Source organism: Actinomadura mexicana (genome assembly GCF_900188105.1).
GTDB lineage: Bacteria > Actinomycetota > Actinomycetes > Streptosporangiales > Streptosporangiaceae > Spirillospora > Spirillospora mexicana.
The window spans coordinates 181,957-199,746 of the sequence record NZ_FZNP01000007.1; the positions used below are offsets into that span (position 1 = coordinate 181,957).

Annotated in this window: 16 protein-coding genes; 8 read left to right on the top strand and 8 right to left on the bottom strand. The window is 72.3% G+C overall.

All coding sequences use genetic code 11. From position 1 onward, the window contains the following. Positions 1-4: 4 nt before the first annotated feature. The gene (locus CHC11_RS40410) at positions 5-223 is read left to right on the top strand and encodes a hypothetical protein (protein ID WP_143227173.1); all 219 of its coding nucleotides are present in this window, start codon (positions 5-7) and stop codon (positions 221-223) included. Positions 224-229: 6 nt separating this feature from the next. Here CHC11_RS40410 and CHC11_RS19635 read toward each other — a convergent pair whose 3' ends face one another. Together CHC11_RS19635 and kdd are read right to left on the bottom strand one after the other, a co-directional pair. Next, positions 230-1,561, bottom strand: a complete 1,332-nt coding sequence (locus CHC11_RS19635) for a DUF2252 domain-containing protein (RefSeq protein WP_089313211.1) — start codon at positions 1,559-1,561, stop codon at positions 230-232. A 52-nt stretch (positions 1,562-1,613) separates the two neighbouring features. Next, positions 1,614-2,666: an L-erythro-3,5-diaminohexanoate dehydrogenase gene (gene kdd / locus CHC11_RS19640; RefSeq protein WP_245919459.1), complete on the bottom strand. Its 1,053-nt coding sequence runs from the start codon at positions 2,664-2,666 to the stop codon at positions 1,614-1,616. A 136-nt stretch (positions 2,667-2,802) separates the two neighbouring features. Between kdd and CHC11_RS19645 the strand changes: the two genes are divergently transcribed. The 6 genes from CHC11_RS19645 (at position 2,803) to CHC11_RS19670 (ending at position 9,733) form a co-directional block, all read left to right on the top strand. Next, entirely contained in the window at positions 2,803-4,182 is a 1,380-nt protein-coding gene (locus CHC11_RS19645) for a KamA family radical SAM protein (RefSeq protein WP_089313212.1), read from the top strand. 61 nt (positions 4,183-4,243) lie between these two features. Then, a complete protein-coding gene (locus tag CHC11_RS19650) occupies positions 4,244-5,422 on the top strand; it encodes a cytochrome P450 (RefSeq protein WP_089313213.1) in 1,179 nt (392 codons plus the stop codon). Positions 5,423-5,484: 62 nt separating this feature from the next. Then, entirely contained in the window at positions 5,485-6,552 is a 1,068-nt protein-coding gene (locus CHC11_RS19655; protein ID WP_089313214.1) for a DUF3616 domain-containing protein, read from the top strand. A gap of 82 nt (positions 6,553-6,634) precedes the next feature. Continuing rightward, positions 6,635-7,852 carry an acyl-CoA dehydrogenase family protein gene (locus CHC11_RS19660; RefSeq protein WP_089313215.1) on the top strand — a complete coding sequence of 406 codons (1,218 nt, stop codon included), beginning with the start codon at positions 6,635-6,637 and terminating at the stop codon, positions 7,850-7,852. Positions 7,853-8,006: 154 nt separating this feature from the next. Then, positions 8,007-8,546 carry an FHA domain-containing protein gene (locus CHC11_RS19665; protein ID WP_089313216.1) on the top strand — a complete coding sequence of 180 codons (540 nt, stop codon included), beginning with the start codon at positions 8,007-8,009 and terminating at the stop codon, positions 8,544-8,546. 101 nt (positions 8,547-8,647) lie between these two features. After that, a complete protein-coding gene (locus CHC11_RS19670; protein WP_245919461.1) occupies positions 8,648-9,733 on the top strand; it encodes a TIGR03619 family F420-dependent LLM class oxidoreductase in 1,086 nt (361 codons plus the stop codon). Here CHC11_RS19670 and CHC11_RS19675 read toward each other — a convergent pair whose 3' ends face one another. Together CHC11_RS19675 and CHC11_RS19680 are read right to left on the bottom strand one after the other, a co-directional pair. Next, positions 9,734-10,174: an Lrp/AsnC family transcriptional regulator gene (locus tag CHC11_RS19675; protein ID WP_089313218.1), complete on the bottom strand. Its 441-nt coding sequence runs from the start codon at positions 10,172-10,174 to the stop codon at positions 9,734-9,736. A 125-nt stretch (positions 10,175-10,299) separates the two neighbouring features. Next, a complete protein-coding gene (locus CHC11_RS19680; RefSeq protein WP_089313219.1) occupies positions 10,300-11,322 on the bottom strand; it encodes a LacI family DNA-binding transcriptional regulator in 1,023 nt (340 codons plus the stop codon). Between the two features lie 147 nt (positions 11,323-11,469). On the opposite strand from CHC11_RS19680, the gene CHC11_RS19685 reads away from it, so the two are divergent. Beyond that, positions 11,470-12,717, top strand: coding sequence for an ABC transporter ATP-binding protein (locus CHC11_RS19685; RefSeq protein WP_089313220.1), 1,248 nt, complete (start codon positions 11,470-11,472; stop codon positions 12,715-12,717). Between the two features lie 123 nt (positions 12,718-12,840). Here CHC11_RS19685 and CHC11_RS19690 read toward each other — a convergent pair whose 3' ends face one another. Genes CHC11_RS19690 through CHC11_RS19705 form a run of 4 tightly spaced genes read right to left on the bottom strand, consistent with a single transcriptional unit; the run spans position 12,841 to position 17,786 of the window. Next, complete coding sequence (locus CHC11_RS19690; protein ID WP_089313221.1) at positions 12,841-13,776, bottom strand: carbohydrate ABC transporter permease; 936 nt, start codon at positions 13,774-13,776, stop codon at positions 12,841-12,843. Next, entirely contained in the window at positions 13,773-15,158 is a 1,386-nt protein-coding gene (locus CHC11_RS19695) for a carbohydrate ABC transporter permease (protein ID WP_089313222.1), read from the bottom strand. Before CHC11_RS19695 ends, CHC11_RS19690 begins: the two co-directional genes overlap by 4 nt. Before the next feature lie 22 nt (positions 15,159-15,180). Then, a complete protein-coding gene (locus CHC11_RS19700; RefSeq protein WP_089313223.1) occupies positions 15,181-16,560 on the bottom strand; it encodes an ABC transporter substrate-binding protein in 1,380 nt (459 codons plus the stop codon). Beyond that, positions 16,557-17,786, bottom strand: coding sequence for an ABC transporter ATP-binding protein (locus CHC11_RS19705; protein WP_089313224.1), 1,230 nt, complete (start codon positions 17,784-17,786; stop codon positions 16,557-16,559). Before CHC11_RS19705 ends, CHC11_RS19700 begins: the two co-directional genes overlap by 4 nt. Between the last annotated feature and the right edge of the window lie 4 nt (positions 17,787-17,790).

Here is a 17,790-nt window from a genome sequence, read left to right on the forward strand (position 1 = left end):
CGGCATGGTCGACTTCTGCGGCGACGCCGCCCACGACACCGCGGTCAGCCGCACGGCCCGGGCCCTCGACGGCACCGCCGACCACGTGTCGCCGCCGGCGGTGCCGCTCGCCGCAGTCCCGCCCCGGTCGCCTCCCGGGGCGGGACGCTGGAGGAGACCGCCGACGGCGTCGTGGCCCTGCCGTCCGACCGGCGGGGCCACGACGACGCCGCGCCGCTCCTGACCCGTCCTACAGGCCGGGGATCTCGTGGTTGCGGAACGCGTCCACGAAGTAGGTGTGGTCCTCCCGGACGATCTCGGCGTACTCGGTGCCGAACGCGACCATCGCCTCCACGAACGCCGACTCGTCCGGGCCGATCACAGCGTCGATGGCGTCCTCGACCTGGAACCCGACCAGGGTGTGGTCGGAGTCGGTGTCGGACACGCAGTGCACCTTGGCGGTGGCGCGGCCCAGGTCGTCCAGCACCGACAGCATGTCCTCGGGCTCGGTGAGGCCGCTCCAGTCGAGGTCCTCCTCGTAGGGCGACAGCTCCTGCACGACGTAGCCGACACCGTCGATCCGGGTGTGGCCGAGCCACGGGTCGCTGTTGGCCTGCAGCGCGCGCCGCGACACGGCGGTGCGGTGGCCGTGGTGCTGGAAGTACTCGCGGATGCGGGGGTCGTCGACGACCCGGCTGGCCGCGGCGACGTTGCCCTGCTTCATCGACAGGATGACGTCGTTCTCCAGCGCCTGGGTGTTGCCCTCCACGAGGATGTTGTAGGCCGACAGCCCGGCCGAGCCGATGCCGAACCCGGACGCTCCGACGATGTCCTTGATCACGTAGGTGAGGCTGCCGAAGCGCTTCTCCTTCGGGATGGTCTTCAGGTACTCCGCGTAGGCGGCCTCGACCTCGGCGCGCTCGGCGTCGTCGAGGCGGCGGACGCCGGGGCGGTCGCGGAACCGGCGCTCGGGCCCGGAGACGACGGTCATACCCTTCAGCAGCCCGGTCCGGGTGCCGCCCATCGCGGCGACCAGCACGTCGCGGACGTAGCCGTCGGTGGTGTCGAGCGTCAGCGCGAACTTCTCGTCGCCCTGGTGCGCGGCGAACTTGCGGACCTGGTCGACGTAGGCGCGCACGTAGGTCTCGATGAGCCGGCGGATGTCGGCGTCGGAGATCGCCTTCTGCCACGCGAGCAGCGCCAGGCTGGCCACCAGCCGCTTGACGTCCCAGGTGAAGTGGCCGACGTAGGCCTCGTCGTAGTCGTTGACGTCGAAGACGAAGACGCCGTCGTCGTTCATGTAGGTGCCGAAGTTCTGCGCGTGCAGGTCGCCCTGGATCCACACGCGGGACGTGCGCTCGTCGGCCCACGGGTCGTCGTCGCCTGCGATGTCGGCGTAGAACAGGCAGGCGCTGCCCCGGTAGAACGCGAACGGGTCGGACGCCATCTTGCGGAAGCGGCGGCGGAACTCGGCGGGGCTGCGCTCCATCAGGTCCGAGAACGCGGCGACCAGGACGTCGACGATCTGTGCCTGGCGCTCCTTCGGGTCCCGCCCGCGCAGTTCCTCGGTGATGCTCGCCATACTCTCTCCCTCGATGATCGGACGGTCCCCGCCACGGCCGGGATGTTCCCGGTCATTCTGCCGAATCGGTACCGGTCCGGGAGGTGAACAGCGCACGCACGGCGGAATCGGACCGCACCAGTTCCAGGGCGGTCTCGGCGTGCCCGGGGACGTAGCCGTTCCCGATGAGCATCGTGACGTCGGCGGCCAGTCCCTCGGCGCCGAGCGCCGCGGCCGGGAACGAGGTCGCCATCGAGAAGAAGACGACGGTGCCGCCGGGCGCGGTGGCGAGGATCGCGCCGTGCTCGCAGCCCGGCACGTCCACGCAGACGACGGTGATGTCGGCCGGCTCGCCGACGGCCGCCGCGACCGCCACCGGGTCGCGGGCGTCCGCGCGCACGACGGTGTCGGCCAGGCCCGAGGCCGCCAGCCGCTTCTCCTCCTCCGCGGTGGGAACCAGCCCGATCACCCGGGACGCGCCGGCGCGGCGGGCGGCGGCCAGCGACAGGCACCCGCTCTTGCCCGCGGCGCCCAGTACCACCACCACGGGGCCGTCCCCGCGGGCCGACACGACGCGGTGGGTGAGGGCCGGCGCGCCGCACACGTCCATCACGGCGAGGGCCAGCGGCACCGGCAGGTCGTCGGGCAGGACGGCGGCGATGGAGCGGGCGAACAGGATCGCGTGGCCCCGCGCCGGCACCTGCTCGGACCGCCCGTCCCACTCCGCGAGCCCGTCGGTGACGGCCAGCGGAGTGAGGGTGAGGGAGACCAGGGTGGCGACGCGGTCGCCGGGCTCCAGGCCGAGCGGCGAGTCCGGCCCGGTTTCCTCGACCACGCCGACGAGCATGCCACCCGACCCGGTCACCGGGTTGTGCATCTTGCCGCGCTCTCCGATGATCCGCAGCACCTCGGCGCGGATCGCGTCCGCGTCGCCGCCGTGCGCGGTGTGCAGCTGGCGGTAGGACGCGGCGTCCAGGTTGAGGCGCTCGACGCCGATCCGCACCTCGTCCGGCCGGATCCGCGGGTCGGGGTCCAGCCGGAGCGCGGCCTGCGGCAGGACGCCCGCGGGCTCCAGCACCCGGTGCAGCCCGACCGCCGTCCCCGTCCCGACTCCGGTCATCGCCATGCCGTCTTTCTCCCAACATCGGGTGGTGTAACGCAAGATATGCAGGGCACCACTGGTTTCATCGAAAGTCTTCCCGTAACGTCGGCGGCACACAAGACTTTTATGCGATCAATGTGAGGCGAGGAGGCGGTCGACGATGACCACTGCCCTGCACCCGGACGCCCTCCAGTCCGAGGAGGCCGCGCGCCAGCCGTACGCCTACCGGCGCCGGCCGCTGACAGAGCCCGACTGGCGGCGCCTGCCGGGGTGGCGGGACGTGACGGAGGCCGAGTGGGAGTCGGCGCAGTGGCAGCGCGCCCACTGCGTGAAGAACGTGCGGCAGTTGCGCCGGGTCATGGGCGACCTGATCGACGAGCGCTTCTACGCCGACCTCGAACGCGACCAGGCCGAGCGCGCCACCATGTCGATGCTGCTGCCCCCGCAGATGCTGAACACGATGGACGCCTCCTCCACCGAGGCCTTCTACGCCGATCCCGTGCGCCGCTACATGCTCCCGGTGCTCAGCGACCGGCGCACCGACTGGCCGTCCCACCCGCACGCCTCCCGCGACTCGCTGCACGAGGCCGAGATGTGGGCCGTGGAGGGCCTCACCCACCGCTACCCCACCAAGGTCCTGGCCGAACTGCTGCCGACCTGCCCGCAGTACTGCGGGCACTGCACCCGCATGGACCTGGTCGGCAACTCCACGCCGAACGTCGACAAGCACAAGTTCACCATCAAGCCGCCGGACCGGCTCGGCGCCATGCTGGACTACCTGCGCCGCTCCCCCGGCGTCCGCGACGTGGTCGTCTCCGGCGGCGACGTCGCCAACATGCCGTGGGCGCGGCTGGAGTCGTTCGTCGACTCACTGCTGGACATCGACAACATCCGGGACGTCCGGCTGGCCAGCAAGGCGCTCATGGGGCTCCCGCAGCACTGGCTGCAGGACGACGTCCGCGCCGGGATGGAGCGCCTGGCGACCAAGGCGAACGCGCGCGGCGTGCAGATCGCGATCCACACCCACGTCAACGCCGCCCAGTCGGTGACGCCGCTGGTCGCCAAGGCGGCCCGCGCGATGCTCGACACCGGCATCCGCGACGTGCGCAACCAGGGCGTACTGCTGCGCGGCGTGAACGACACGCCCGAGGCGCTGCTCGACCTGTCGTTCGCGCTGCTCGACGAGGCCGGGATCCTGCCGTACTACCTGTACATGTGCGACATGATCCCGAGCAGCGAGCACTGGCGGCTCGCCGTCTGGGAGGCGCAGGGGCTGCAGCACGCGATCATGGGCTACCTGCCCGGCTTCGCCACCCCGCGGATCGTCTGCGACGTCCCCTACGTCGGCAAGCGGTGGGTCCACCAGCTCGCCGACTACGACCGCGAGCGCGGCATCTCCTACTGGACGAAGAACTACCGCACCGGCCTGGAGCTGTCCGACCCCGACGCGCTGACCCGGCGCTACGAGTACCACGACCCGATCTACACGCTGCCGGAGAGGGGCCAGGACTGGTGGCGGCAGCGGTCGCAGATGGTCTGAACCGCCACGGCCGGGGCCTTTACAATGTAGATCCGAAACATGGCGGAATAAGGTTGGACGGGTGACCTTCAACCCGACCTCCCGTTTCCCGCTCGGCGCGTCGGTGACGGCCGCCGCCCTGGACGACGACCCGCACCCGCACCTGGCCCGGCTCCGCGAGCGCGAGCCCGTCTCCTGGCTGCCCGCGCTGGGCGGCTGGCTGGTGACCGCCCGCGGCCCGGCACTGGAGGTCATGCGCGACGCGGCCGCCTACACCGTGGACGACCCGCGCTTCTCCACCGCGCAGGTCGTCGGGCCGAGCATGCTGTCGCTGGACGGCCCCGTCCACACGCGGCACCGCGACGCGTTCGCCCGGCCGTTCCGGCCGGCGCGGACACGGGAGCGGTTCACCGCGTTCGTCCAGGCCGAGACCGACCGGCTCGTCGGCGCCCTGGCGCCGGCGGGCCGCGCCGAACTGCGCGGCGAGCTGGCCGGGCCGCTCGCCGTCGCGGTCGTCACCGAGGCCCTCGGGCTGCACGGGGTGGACGCCGCGACCGTCCGCTCCTGGTACGGCGCGTTCGTGGAGGCCGTCTCCGCCATCACCGCGGGCGGCGCGGCGACCCCGCACGCGGACGAGGCGTACCGGCTGCTGCGCGCCGCGGTCGAGGAGGCGATCACCGCGGCCCGCCCCGGGTCGCTGCTGGCCGAGGCCGCCCGCGGCGACCTGCGCACCGCCGAGGTCGTCGCCAACGCCGCGATCCTGATGTTCGGCGGCATCGACACCACCGAAGGGATGATCGCCAACGCCGCGCTGCACCTGCTCGGGAACCCCGACCAGCTCCGGCTCGTCCTGGACGACCCGGAGCTGCTGCCCGCCGCCATCGAGGAGTCGCTGCGGCTGGAGCCCGCGGCCTCGGTCGTCGACCGCTACGCCGCCCGCGACGCCGAGCTCGGCGGGGCGGCGGTCCGGACGGGCGACCTCGTGCGGGTGTCGATCGCCGGCGCCAACCGCGACCCCTCGGTGTTCCCCGCCCCCGACCGCTTCGACGTGCGGCGCCGCAACGCCGCCGAGCACCTGGCGTTCGCGCACGGGCCCCACTTCTGCTTCGGCGCCCACCTGGCCCGGATGGAGACCCGCACCGCGCTCACCGCGCTGCTGGACCGCCTGCCCGGGCTGCGGCTCGATCCCTCCCGACCCGCCCGGCCGCACGGGCTGGTGTTCCGCAAGCCCCTGCGGCTGGACGTCCTCTGGGACGTGTGAGGGCCGATTCTGGACCGTTCCATGCAGCACCTCGGGACGCGCGGCTGTGGGAGCATGCCTCAATGATCGTGGAACGCCGGGTCGAGCTGCGCTTTCGCCAGGAGAGCCGTGAGGCCGAGACGCACGTCAACCTGTCCGCCGTGCGCCAGGACGGCCGCTGCCTGTGGGTGGCGGGCGACGAGACCGCCACCATCGAGCGGCTCACCGCCGTCACCGGCGAGGACGGGCGCGTCACCGGCTACGGCGGGCAGGTGACGGTCGCCCTCGCCGACCTCGTCCCGCTCCCGGCCGGGGCCGACGAGGAGGCCGACATCGAGGGCCTCGCCCGCGCGGACGGGTGGCTGTGGGCGATCGGCTCGCACAGCCTCAAGCGCAAGAAGATCAAGCCGGGGAACGGCGACGCCAAGGCGCGCAAGCGCCTGGCCACCGTCGTGCGGGAGGACAACCGCTTCATCCTCGCCCGCATCCCCCTGGTCACCGGCGAGGACGGGCTGCCCGGCGCCGTCGCCGAGGACGGCGGCCGCACCGCGGCCGTCCTCGGCCTGGACCAGGACTCCATCGCCGACCTGCTGGCCGACGACCCGCACCTCAAGCCGTTCCTGCCCATCCCGAGCAAGGACAACGGCCTGGACATCGAGGGCGTCGCCGTGCACGGCGACCGCCTCTACATCGGGCTGCGCGGGCCGGTGCTGCGCGGCTGGGCGGTACTGGTGGAGATCCGCCCCGCCCCGCACCCGAGGGACCCGCGGCGCCTGCGTGCGCTGCCCGTCGGCGACGACGGGCAGCCCTACCGCACCCACTTCCTGGACCTCGGCGGCCTCGGCGTCCGCGACCTGTGCCCGCACGGCGACGACCTGCTCGTGCTCACCGGGCCGAGCATGGACCTGGACGGCCCGGTGCGGCTCGTGCGCTGGGCGGGCGCGGCCCGCGCCGACGCCGGCGAGATCGTCACGGCCGACGAGCTGGAGGTCCTGGGCGAGCTTCCCCACGGCGACGGCGACGACCACGCCGAGGGCATCGCCGTGCTGGACGAGCCGGGCACCCGCCTTCTCGTCGTCTACGACAGCCCCGCCCCCGACCGGCTCACGGCGGACGGCGGCGTCCTCGCCGACGTCGTGGATCTCGGCTAGCGGGCCCCGAATAAGTGCTCGCTTTCACACTCTGCTTGGATGGGCCCGGTACGCGGCGGGTGTCGAGAGGGCGGGACAGAGCATGATCGAATGGTCCGAGGAAGACCTGATGATCCGGGACGCGGTGCGCGGCTGGATCGACGCGGAGGTCCGCCCGAGCCTGGACGCGCTGGAGTCGGGCGAGCTGCCGCCCTACGACCTGCTCCGCAGCCTCTACAAGACGTTCGGGATGGACGAGATGGCCCGCTCGTCCTTCCACGCCCGGCTGGCCCGGGAACGCGAGGGCGGCCCGGCTGACGCCGAGGGCTCCGGCGACGACCGGCCCGGCGGCGGCAACGCGGCGATGTCGATGCTGCCGATCATCGAGCTGTGCAAGGTCGCGCCCGGCCTGGTCTCGGCGATGGGCGTCGGACTCGGCCTCGCCGCCGGGACGATCATGAAGCGCGGCACGCCCGAGCAGAAGGAGCGCTGGGCGCTCCCGCTGCTCACCATGGAGAAGGTCGGCGCCTGGGCGATCACCGAGCCGAACTCCGGGTCGGACGCGTTCGGCGGGATGCAGGCCACCGCGCGCAGGGACGGCGACGAGTACGTCATCAACGGCGGCAAGACCTTCATCACCAACGGCCCCTACGCCGACACGATCGTCTTCTACTGCAAGCTCGACGACGGGGCCGCCCCGCGGGACCGGGAGATCCTCACCTTCGTCCTCGACCGGGGCATGCCCGGCCTGGAGCAGAGCAAGCCGCTGCGCAAGATGGGGCTGCACTCCTCCCCCACCGGCGAGCTGTTCCTCGACGACGTGCGCGCGGGCGCCGACCGGCTCCTGGCCTCCGGCTCGCAGGGCGGCAGGGAGTCGGCCCGCCAGAACTTCGTCACCGAGCGCGCCGGCGTCGCCGCGATGGCCCTCGGCGTCATCGAGGAGTGCCTGAAGCTGTCGGTCGAGTACGCCAAGACCCGCGAGCTGTGGGGGCAGCGCATCGGCGACTTCCAGCTCATCCAGCTCAAGCTGGCGAAGATGGAGGTCGCGCGCCTCAACGTGCAGAACCTGGTGTTCCGGCACATCGAGATGCAGCGCGCCGGGCGCGCCCCGACCCTGGCCGAGGCGTCGGCGATGAAGCTGTACGCCGCGCAGGCCGCCAGCGAGGTCGCGCAGGAGGCCGTGCAGCTGTTCGGCGGCAACGGCTACATGAGCGAGTACCGCGTGGAGCAGCTCGCCCGCGACGCCAAGTCCTTCCAGATCTACGCCGGCACCGACGAGATCCAGGTCACCCACATCGCCCGCGACCTGCTGTCGCGCTGAGCGCCCCGCGGCGTCCGTTCCACGCCGTCCCGTCCGCGAACTTCCGGGGCCGGGGCGGCGTCGAAAGGTGGAGGGCGGGTGAGGGCGATCGCCCGCCCTCGGGCCCGACGGGCCTTTGTGGACAGCCGACGACGGGGACTGGATACTCACAGCTATGGACGGTCAGCCCTCATTCCCGGTGAGAGCGTCCGACACGGAACGGGACCGGGTGCTGCGCGTCCTCAGCGACCGCGTGGCCGAGGGCCGGATGTCGAACGAGACGTTCGAGCGCCGTGTGGACCAGGTGCTGCAGGCGCGCAGCAAGGCCGAGCTGGCCGACATCGTGCACGACCTGCCGGCCTCCAACCGCGTCGTGAACCGGCTGACCGGCCTCATCTCCTCGGTCTCGCAGGCGACCGCGCGGATCGAGGCGGCGTGGCGGGCCCCGCGACTGCCCCGGTTCATGCTCCCGCCGCGCGAGCTCGGCCGCATCGTCGTCGGCCGCGCCCCCGCCTGCCAGTTCATCCTCACCGACCTGACCGTCTCCCGGTTCCACGCCGAGATCCACCGCACGGACGAGGGCTGGATGATCTCCGATCTCGGGTCGATGAACGGCACCCGCGTGAACGGGTACCGGCTGACCGGCCCGGCCCGCGTCCGGCCCGGCGACGAGGTCGGCTTCGGCAACTCCGCCTTCATCGTCACGGAGCCCTGACCCGTCCCGGGGCTTGACGTCATTGTCAGGTCTTCCTGTGGGCGGCGAGTGGCGCACCGAGTTCACCAGGAGAAGGCGACCAGGTCGGGCCGCTCGGCTCTGTGGCACGCTTCCGCGGCAAGGACGCCTGGGGACCAGAGGCGGTGCTGACCATCGGCGTCCGGGTACCTACCATGACGATGGACGGGTGGCCCTCGAAGCCTTCGATCCGCTGGACCGGCGCCGCCCTTGACGTTGTAAGGTTCCGCCGGCGCAGGAGGGGGGACGCCGTGGAGATCGGGTTCTCGGTGCCGGGGTCGGGAGCGTGGGCGATTCCGCGCAACCAGGTGACGGTGGCGCGGCGGGCCGAGGAGCTCGGCTACCGCTCGCTGTGGACGCTGCAGCGGGTGCTCAACCCCGCCGGGTCGCCCGACCGCACCTACCGCAACGTCCCCGACCCGCTGATCACCCTGGCCTACCTCGCCGCCCACACCACCCGGGCGCGGCTCGGCGTCGCGGTCGTGAACCTGCCTTTCTACGCGCCGCCGATCCTCGCCAAGCAGGCCGCCACCCTGGACCACGTCAGCGGCGGGCGCCTGGACCTCGGGCTCGGCATCGGCTGGATGCGGGAGGAGTTCGCCGCGGTCGGCGCCCCGATGGCGCGGCGCGGAGCCCGTGCCGAGGAGTTCATCGCCGCCCTGCGCGCCCTGTGGGCCGGCGGGCCCGGGGACGCGGCGCGGTTCCGGGGCGAGTTCTACGACATCCCGCCCGTGACCATGGACCCGCGCCCGCTCCAGCCGTCCGGGCCGCCGATCCTGCTGGGCGGCGGGGCCGAGCCCGCACTGCGGCGCGCGGGCCGGCTGGCGGAGGGCTGGGTCAGCTCCAGCCGCGCCGACCTCGCCGCGATCGGCCGCTCCGTCGAGGTGGTGCGGGAGGCGGCCGAGGAGGCCGGGCGGGACGCCCGCGCGCTGCGGTTCGTGTGCCGGGGCGCGATCCGGGTCCGCCCCGCGGGGCGGAAGGAGCGGCGCCCGCTCACCGGCTCGTTCGAGGAGATCCGCGGCGACTTCGGGGCGCTGGCGCGGCAGGGCGTCACCGAGCTGTTCGTCGACCTGAACTTCGACCCCGAGATCACCGGGCCGGACACCGATCCGGACGCGTCGCTGGACCGCGCCCTGGAGGCGCTGGAGGCGTTCGCGCCCGGAGCCTGACTACAGGGGCGGCCGCCGCGCCTCCCAAGGCGTGCTGAGCACGACCGTGGTGCGCGTCGCGACGTTCGCGGAGGCGCGGATCTTCTGCAGCAGGTCCTCCAGCTCGTTCGGCGAGGCGACCCGGACCTTGAGGATGTAGCTCTCGTCCCCCGCCACCGAGTGGCACGCCTCGATCGCCTGCAGGTGCGCCAGCCGGTCGGGGGCGTCGTCGGGGGCGGCCGGGTCGATCGGCTTGATCGACACGAAGGCGGTCAGCGGCAGGCCGATCTGCCGGGTGTCGAGCTGGGCGGCGAAGCCCTTGATGACGCCGCGCTTCTGCAGCCGCCGGACGCGCTGGTGCACCGCCGACACCGACAGCCCCGTCTCCTTGGCCAGGTCGGTGAAACTCATCCGCCCGTCGTCGGCCAGCAGGGCCATGATCTGACGATCGATCTCCTCCACGCGGGAAATCTAGCGCGCCGGGGCCCGTGCATGGGCCCCCGTTGGATCACGGATCGGCTTTCCCGTGGAGGCCGGGCACCGCCCGGGGCCCCGGCGGCAGCACCACCGGCGCGCGGAGCGCAGCACTACCGGCGCGCGGAGCGCAGCGGCCCGCAGCTGCCGCGCACCACCAGCTCCGTCGGCAGCAGGACGGGGCCTCCCCTGCCGCGCCGGGCGGGCTCGCGCAGCAGCAGCTCGCAGGCGCGGTAGCCGATGTCGTGGCCGGGCCTGGCCACGGCGGTCAGCGGCGGGTCGCACAGCTCCGCCCACGCGACGTCGTCCACCATCGCGATGGACACGTCGGCCGGCACCCGCAGGTCCAGTTCGCGGGCGACCAGGACGGCGGCCTCGCCGAGCAGGTGGCCGGCGGCCAGGACGGCGGTGACGTCCGCGCGGCGCTGCAGCAGCCCGGCGGCGGCCGCGTAGGCGGCGTCGCGGGCGGGGCGTGCGGCCACGACCAGGTCCTCCTCCACGGGCACGCCCAGTTGCGCCAGGGTGTCGCGGAACGCGCGCTCGCGCACGCCCGCCGGGCGGCCCGGCGGGCCGCCGAGGAACCCGATGCGGCGGTGCCCGAGCCCGGCGAGGTACTCGGCGAGGGCCCGCACGCCGCCCGCGTCGTCGGCCAGGACGGACGGGATGTCGGGCAGCCCGGGCAGCACGCGGTCGGCGAACACGACGCTGGAGCACACCCGGGCCGCGGCGCGCCAGTCTGCCTCGTCCCCGGCGGGCAGCGCGATGATCCCGTCCACCCGCTGCTCGACGAGCCGGTCGACGATCTCGGCCTCGCGGGAGGGGTCGCCGTGCGCGGCGTCCACGATGACGTGCTCGCCGAGGGTGCGGGCGCAGGCCAGCACGCCCGCGACCACCTCGGCGCAGAACGGGTCGGTGACGTCGGGGACGACCAGGCCGATGCCGCCGCTGCGGCGCAGCTTCAGGCCACGTCCGAGGGCGCTCGGCCGGTAGTCCAGCTCGCGGGCCGCGGCCAGCACCCGCTCGCGGGCCGCGGCGCTCGCCGAGCCCGTCCCGGACAGCACCCGCGAGACCGTGGCGATGCCGACGCCCGCCGCCGCGGCCACGTCCTTGATCGTCGCCGACCGCCGTTCCGCCATCCGCGCGCCGCCCCTTTCCACCCGTTTCGATCATCTTCTCACGATGACGTCTCCCCTGGAAACGATTCCATGATGTTTACTCCAGCCAATACGACATATCCCCTGCTCGGCGGGGGAACGGTGGAAACGTTTCCAAAAGGGGTTCGGATGGCCAAGATCGTGCTGGACCGGGTCGACAAGGTGTACGGCGGTGGAGTCAAGGCCGTCGACGGGCTCGACCTGGAGATCCGCGACGGCGAGTTCATGGTGCTGGTCGGGCCGTCCGGCTGCGGCAAGTCCACCGCGCTGCGGATGATCGCCGGGCTGGAGGAGATCTCCGGTGGGAAGATCTCCATCGGCGACCGGGTCGTCAACGACCTCGCGCCGAAGGACCGCGACATCGCGATGGTGTTCCAGAACTACGCCCTCTACCCGCACATGACGGTCGAGCAGAACCTCGCTTTCGGCCTCAAGCTGCGCGGCACGCCGAAGGCGGAGATCAAGCAGAAGGTTCGCGACGCCGCCAAGATGCTCGGGCTGGAGCAGTACCTGTCCCGCAAGCCGGCCGCGCTGTCGGGCGGCCAGCGGCAGCGCGTCGCGATGGGCCGCGCGATCGTCCGCCAGCCGCAGGCGTTCCTGATGGACGAGCCGCTGTCCAACCTCGACGCCAAGCTCCGCGTGTCCATGCGCGCCTCCCTCAGCCAGTTGCACGAGCGGCTCGGCGTCACCACCGTGTACGTCACCCACGACCAGGTCGAGGCGATGACGCTCGGATCGCGGGTGTGCGTGCTGCGCGAGGGCAGGCTGCAGCAGGTCGACACCCCGCAGCGGCTGTTCGACAACCCCGTCAACCTGTTCGTGGCCGGCTTCATCGGCTCGCCGGCGATGAACTTCGTGCTCGCCGACCTCGAAACCGGCGACGGCGGCGCGCGGGTCTCCTTCGCCGGCTACACGCTGCCGGTCCCGGCCTCGGTCGTTGACGGCAGGCCGGGCCTGAGCGACTACCTCGGCAAGAAGATCATCCTCGGCATCCGCCCGTCGGACTTCGAGGACTCCGCGCACGCCCAGCCCGGCTGGGCGCCGATGGCGGTGCGCAGCAGCGTCACCGAGGAGCTCGGCAGCGAGATCAACGTGATCTTCACGATCGACGCGCCGCCGGTCGAGCACAAGGACACCGCCGACCTGGCCGAGGACGCCGCGGAGGGCGAGGCCGATATGGCGATCCCGCTGATCGAGAACAAGGCCCTGTGGACGGCCCGCGTCAACTCCCGCTCGCACGTGCGCCCGGGGCAGGACGTGGACCTCGCCGTCGACACGCGCCGCCTGCACTTCTTCGACCCGTCCAGCGGCCTGGCCATCGGGCACCGCGACGCCGCGGAACAGCACGGCGCCGCGGACCTGCGCAAGTCCGGCTGACGACACCTGGGCGCAGCGAACCAGAGGGGTGGGGGGCATCGTCCCCCGCAAGGACCGGCCCGCTGGAACAGGGCGGTGCCCACGGCCTGACAAGACCGTGGGCACCGCCCTGTTCCAGGACCGTCACTTCACCGAGCCGGCGAGGACCCCCTGCACGAAGTAGCGCTGGAAGGCGAAGAACACCACCAGCGGCACGATCAGCGACAGGAACGCGCCGGGCGCGAGGATGTCGATGTTGCCGGTGAACTGCCGCATCTGCGACTGCAGCCACTTGGTCATCGGCTGCGACCCGGTGTCGGCGAACACCAGCGCGACCAGCAGGTCGTTCCACACCCACAGGAACTGGAAGATGCCGAGCGAGGCGATCGCCGGGCCGCCCAGCGGGAAGATCACCCGGCGGAAGATCGTCCACTCCGAGCCGCCGTCCATCCGCGCCGCCTCCAGCAGGTCCCGGGGGATCGCCGCGAAGAAGTTGCGGAGCAGGAAGATGGCGAACGGCAGCCCGAAGGCGACGTGGAACAGCACCACGCCGGTGACCGAGCCGAACATGTGGAAGCTTCCGAACTCGATGTAGCCGTACAGCTTGGCGACCGGGATCAGCGCGACCTGGACCGGGACCACCAGCAGCGCCACCACGCCGAGGAACAGCCAGTCCCGGCCGGGGAACTCCATCCAGGCGAACGCGTAGGCGGCCAGCGAGGCGATCGCGACCACCAGCAGGGTCGCCGGGACGGTGATCAGCACCGTGTTCCAGAACGAGTCGACGAAGTCGCCCTTGTCCAGCAGCGCGCTGTAGGACTCGGCGGTCAGCTGCGCCGGCTTGGCGAACACGTTCCACCAGCCGTCGGCGTTGTTGTCCTCGTTCGAGCGCAGCGAGGCGACCAGCAGGCCGAGGGTCGGCACCAGCCAGAACAGCGCGATCAGGACCAGCAGCGCCTGCGCGGCGCCGCCGCCGGCCCGGCCGACGACCCGCGCGGCCAGGCCGCGGCGCGGCGCCCCCGCCGCGCCGCCGCCCTCCGCCCCGGAGGGCGCCTGCGCGGCCTTCTCCGCGGTGCTCATTTGCGCTCCTGCCGCATTCGCCGGATGTTGAACAGCATGGCGGGCAGCACGAGCACGAACAGCAGCACGGCGATGGCGCTGCCGGAGCCCTGGTCGTTGCCGCCGCCGAACGACTCGGTCCACATCTGCAGCGCCAGCACGCTGGCGTTCGGATCGCCGCCGCCGATGATGTAGACGAGGTCGAAGACCTTCAGGACGTTGATGACCAGCGTCACCAGCACCACCATCAGGACGGGCGCGAGCAGCGGGATCGTCACCCGCCGGAACACCTGCCACTCGGTGGCGCCGTCCACCCGCGCAGCCTCCAGGGCGTCGCGCGGGATGGCGGCGAGCCCGGCGGCGATGAGCACCATCGCGAAGCCCGACCACACCCACAGGTACGACCCGATGATCGCCGGGGTGATGAGCGTGTCGCCGAGCCATTCGGCGCCCTGGTAGGCCGTGGTGAAGTTGTCCTTGGGCAGCCGGATCGTGTACGTCCCGGCGGGCACCTTCCCCATGGCGAAGGTTCCGTCGGCCTCCGTGGTGGCCTTGGCGACGACCTTGCCGCCCCGGACCGCCTCCACCCGGATGCCCGGCAGGCCGGACTCGCCGGCGTTCGGGGCGTTCTGCTGCCCGCCGCCGCCGCGGGTGAAGTCGAACCAGACCGTGCCGGTCAGCTCGCCCGGCCCGGCGGCCGGGGGCCGCGCGGCGGGCTCGGCGTCCTCCGGCAGGTACTCCGGCTTGATCTTCAGCAGCGGGACGAGCGCGCTCTGCCCCGCCGAGTACGGCCGCACCGAGACCACGGCGCCGCCGTCCTCGCGGACCGGCGCGCCCCCGCCGTTGCGGGGACCGGCGCCCGGATAGGTGATGTCCTGCCGGAACATGTCGTGGACCGCGACCATCGCCGCGTTCGCCACGCCCTTGTCCGGATCCTGCTGGTACACCAGCCGGAAGATCACGCCGGAGGCGAGGAACGAGATCGCCATGGGCATGAACACCACGAGCTTGAACACCGTCGCCCACCGGATCCGCTCGGTGAGCACGGCGAACACCAGGCCGACGACGGTCACCACGGTCGGCGCCACCACGACCCAGATGGCGGTGTTGCGCACCGCGACGAGGTTGTCGTGCCCCTTGAAGACCCCGGTGTAGTTGTCGACGCCGACGAACGAGCCGCCCGAGGCGTCGAAGAAACTGCGGATCACCGAGTAGACGATCGGGTACACGACGAGGAAGCCGAGCAGCAGCAGCGCCGGCAGCAGGAACGTCAGGGCCAGCCACGACGGCGGGGTCAGCCGCTCGCGCGCGCCGCGCGCGCCCGGACGGCCGGACGGTGCGTCGATGGCGGCGGCGCCGCCGGCCGTCGCGGCCGGCGGCACCTCCTCATTCGGAGCCTTCATCCAGGGATTCCCTACCTAGGCCCTACTTGTACGCCTTGGCCGCCTCGGCCTCCAGCTTGGCCTGCGTGCCCTTGACGTCGGTCGGGTTCTGCACGAACTGGCGAAGCGCCTCCCACTCGCCCTTGCCGGGCGTCGCGCCGAACGCGGCGGGAGTCAGGTCGGACATGTCGTAGCGGGCGGCGTCGCCGGCCTGCTGGAGCTGGGTGATCAGCTGCTTGGCGATCGGGTCGGAGTAGGCATCGGGCTTGACGTTCTTGTTCGGCGTCAGGTAGCCGCCGAGCCCGGCCCACACCGTGCCCGCCTCGGGCGAGGCGAGGTACTTCATCAGCTCCTGCGCGCCCTTGCCGTCCTTCAGCGCGACCGCGACGTCGCCGCCGAGGATCGCCGGGGCGGTGTCGCCGGCCTTCGGGAACGCGAACACCTTGGCGTCCGTGCCGACCTTGGCCTTGGTAGTGCCGATGTTGGCGGAGGCGAAGTCGCCGCCGTAGACCATGGCGGCCTTCTGCTGGCCGAACACCTGGGTGACCGACTCGTCGAACTTGGTCTTGGTCGCGGTCGCGACGCCGCCGTTGAGGAAGTCCGGCTTGCCCCAGATCTCGGCGAGCGTCTGCAGCGCCTTGCCCACGCTCGGGTCGGTCCACTTGATCTCGTGCTTGGCGAGCTTGTCGTAGTTGTCCGGCCCGGCCTGCGACAGGTAGACGTTCTCGAACCAGTCGGTCAGCGTCCAGGAGTCCTGCGGCCCCGCGGCGAGCGTGAACGGGGTGGTGCCCGCGTCCTGCAGCGTGCCCGCCGCCTTGGTCAGGTCGGCCCACGCCGCGGGCGGCTGGACGCCGGCCTCGTCGAGCGCCTCAGGCCGGTACCACAGGATCGACTTGTAGGCGGCCTTGACGATCACGCCGTAGGTCTTGCCGTCGGAGGAGCCGAGCTCCTTCCAGTACGGCGCGAAGTTCTGGCCGACCTGCGAGACCGCGTCGTCGCCCAGGGGCTTGAGCGCCCCCTTCGCGGCGTACTGCTGCATCAGGCCCGGCTGCGGCAGGATCGCCACGTCCGGCGGGTTCTTGGCCTCGATGCGCGGGCCGAGGTAGGCGTCGGTGTTCTCACCGGTGGAGGCGTAGTTGACCTTCGCGCCGGTCTTCTTCTCGAACGCCTGCAGAACCTTGCGGAAGTTCGCCTCCTCCGGTCCCGTCCACTTGGCCGCGACCTCGATGGTGGTGCCCTTCAGCTCACCCCCGCCGGAGGGCGACGACCCGTCGCCGTCCTTGTCGTCGCCGCCGCACGCGGCGGCCGCGGACAGCAGCAGTCCCGCCACGACGGCGGCTCCCGTCGCGCGCCTGCCGAATCCGGCGGAGCGGTGTCGGGGGGTGCGGGGGGAGGTCCCCCCGCCGGCAAAGCTGACGCTCATTCCTCATCCTCCCTGGCCGGAGCCGCGTCGCCTGTTCCCCAGATCGACGCGCCGGACTCGATATCGAAGAAGTGCAGGCGGCCGGTGTCGACGCGGATCGTCACCGGGTCGCCCACCTTGACGCGGGTGCGCGGGCTGAACCGCGCGACCAGATCCGTGCGGGGACTCTCCAGGTTCCCCAGCACGTCGGTCCCCGCGTCGCGCGCGAGTTCCCTGGTGTCCTCGGTGACGACCTGGGACGCATCGATCGCGAAGTGCACCAGCACGTCCGAGCCCATCGCCTCCACGAGGTCGGCGGTGGAGGCCAGCCCGGACCCCTCGGGCGCCTCCACGAGCTCGGAGTCCTCCATGTCCTCGGGGCGGATGCCGACGACGACGTCGCCCCCGAGGTGGGACGCCAGGGCCGGGCGCTCGGTCAGCACCTCGGCCGGAAGCGTCAGGGTCTGGCCGCCGATCTCCAGGCGCGGGTTCTCCGCGTCGCCGGACAGCGTCCCCTGGATCAGGTTCATGGCCGGGGAGCCGATGAATCCGGCGACGAACAGGTTCGCCGGCCGGTCGTAGAGCTCCTGCGGCGCGGCGACCTGCTGCAGCCGCCCCTTCTTCATCACCGCGACCCGGTCGCCGAGCGTCATCGCCTCGGTCTGGTCGTGGGTGACGTAGACGGTGGTGACGCCGAGGTCGCGCTGGAGGCGGGCGATCTCGGCGCGCATCTGGACGCGCAGCTTGGCATCGAGGTTGGACAGCGGCTCGTCCATCAGGAACGCCTGCGGCTCCCGGACGATCGCGCGGCCCATCGCGACGCGCTGCCGCTGCCCGCCCGACAGGTTGCGGGGCTTCTTGTCCAGGTAGTCGGTCAGGCCCAGGGTCCGCGCGGCCCGGTCGACCTTCTCGCGGATCTCGGCCTTCGGCAGCTTGCGCAGCGACAGCCCGAAGCCGATGTTGTCGCGCACCGACAGGTGCGGGTAGAGGGCGTAGCTCTGGAACACCATCGCCACGTCGCGGTCCCGGGACGGCACCCGGTTGACGACCCGCCCGCCGATCGTGACCTCGCCCTCGGAGATGTCCTCCAGCCCGGCGACCATCCGCAGCGCGGTGGTCTTGCCGCAGCCGGACGGGCCCACCAGGACGAGGAACTCCCCGTCGGCGATGTGGAGGTCCAGGTCGGTCACGGCCCGCGTGCCGTCGGGATAGACCTTCCCGACGCTGGTCAGGTCGACCTCTGCCACGGCG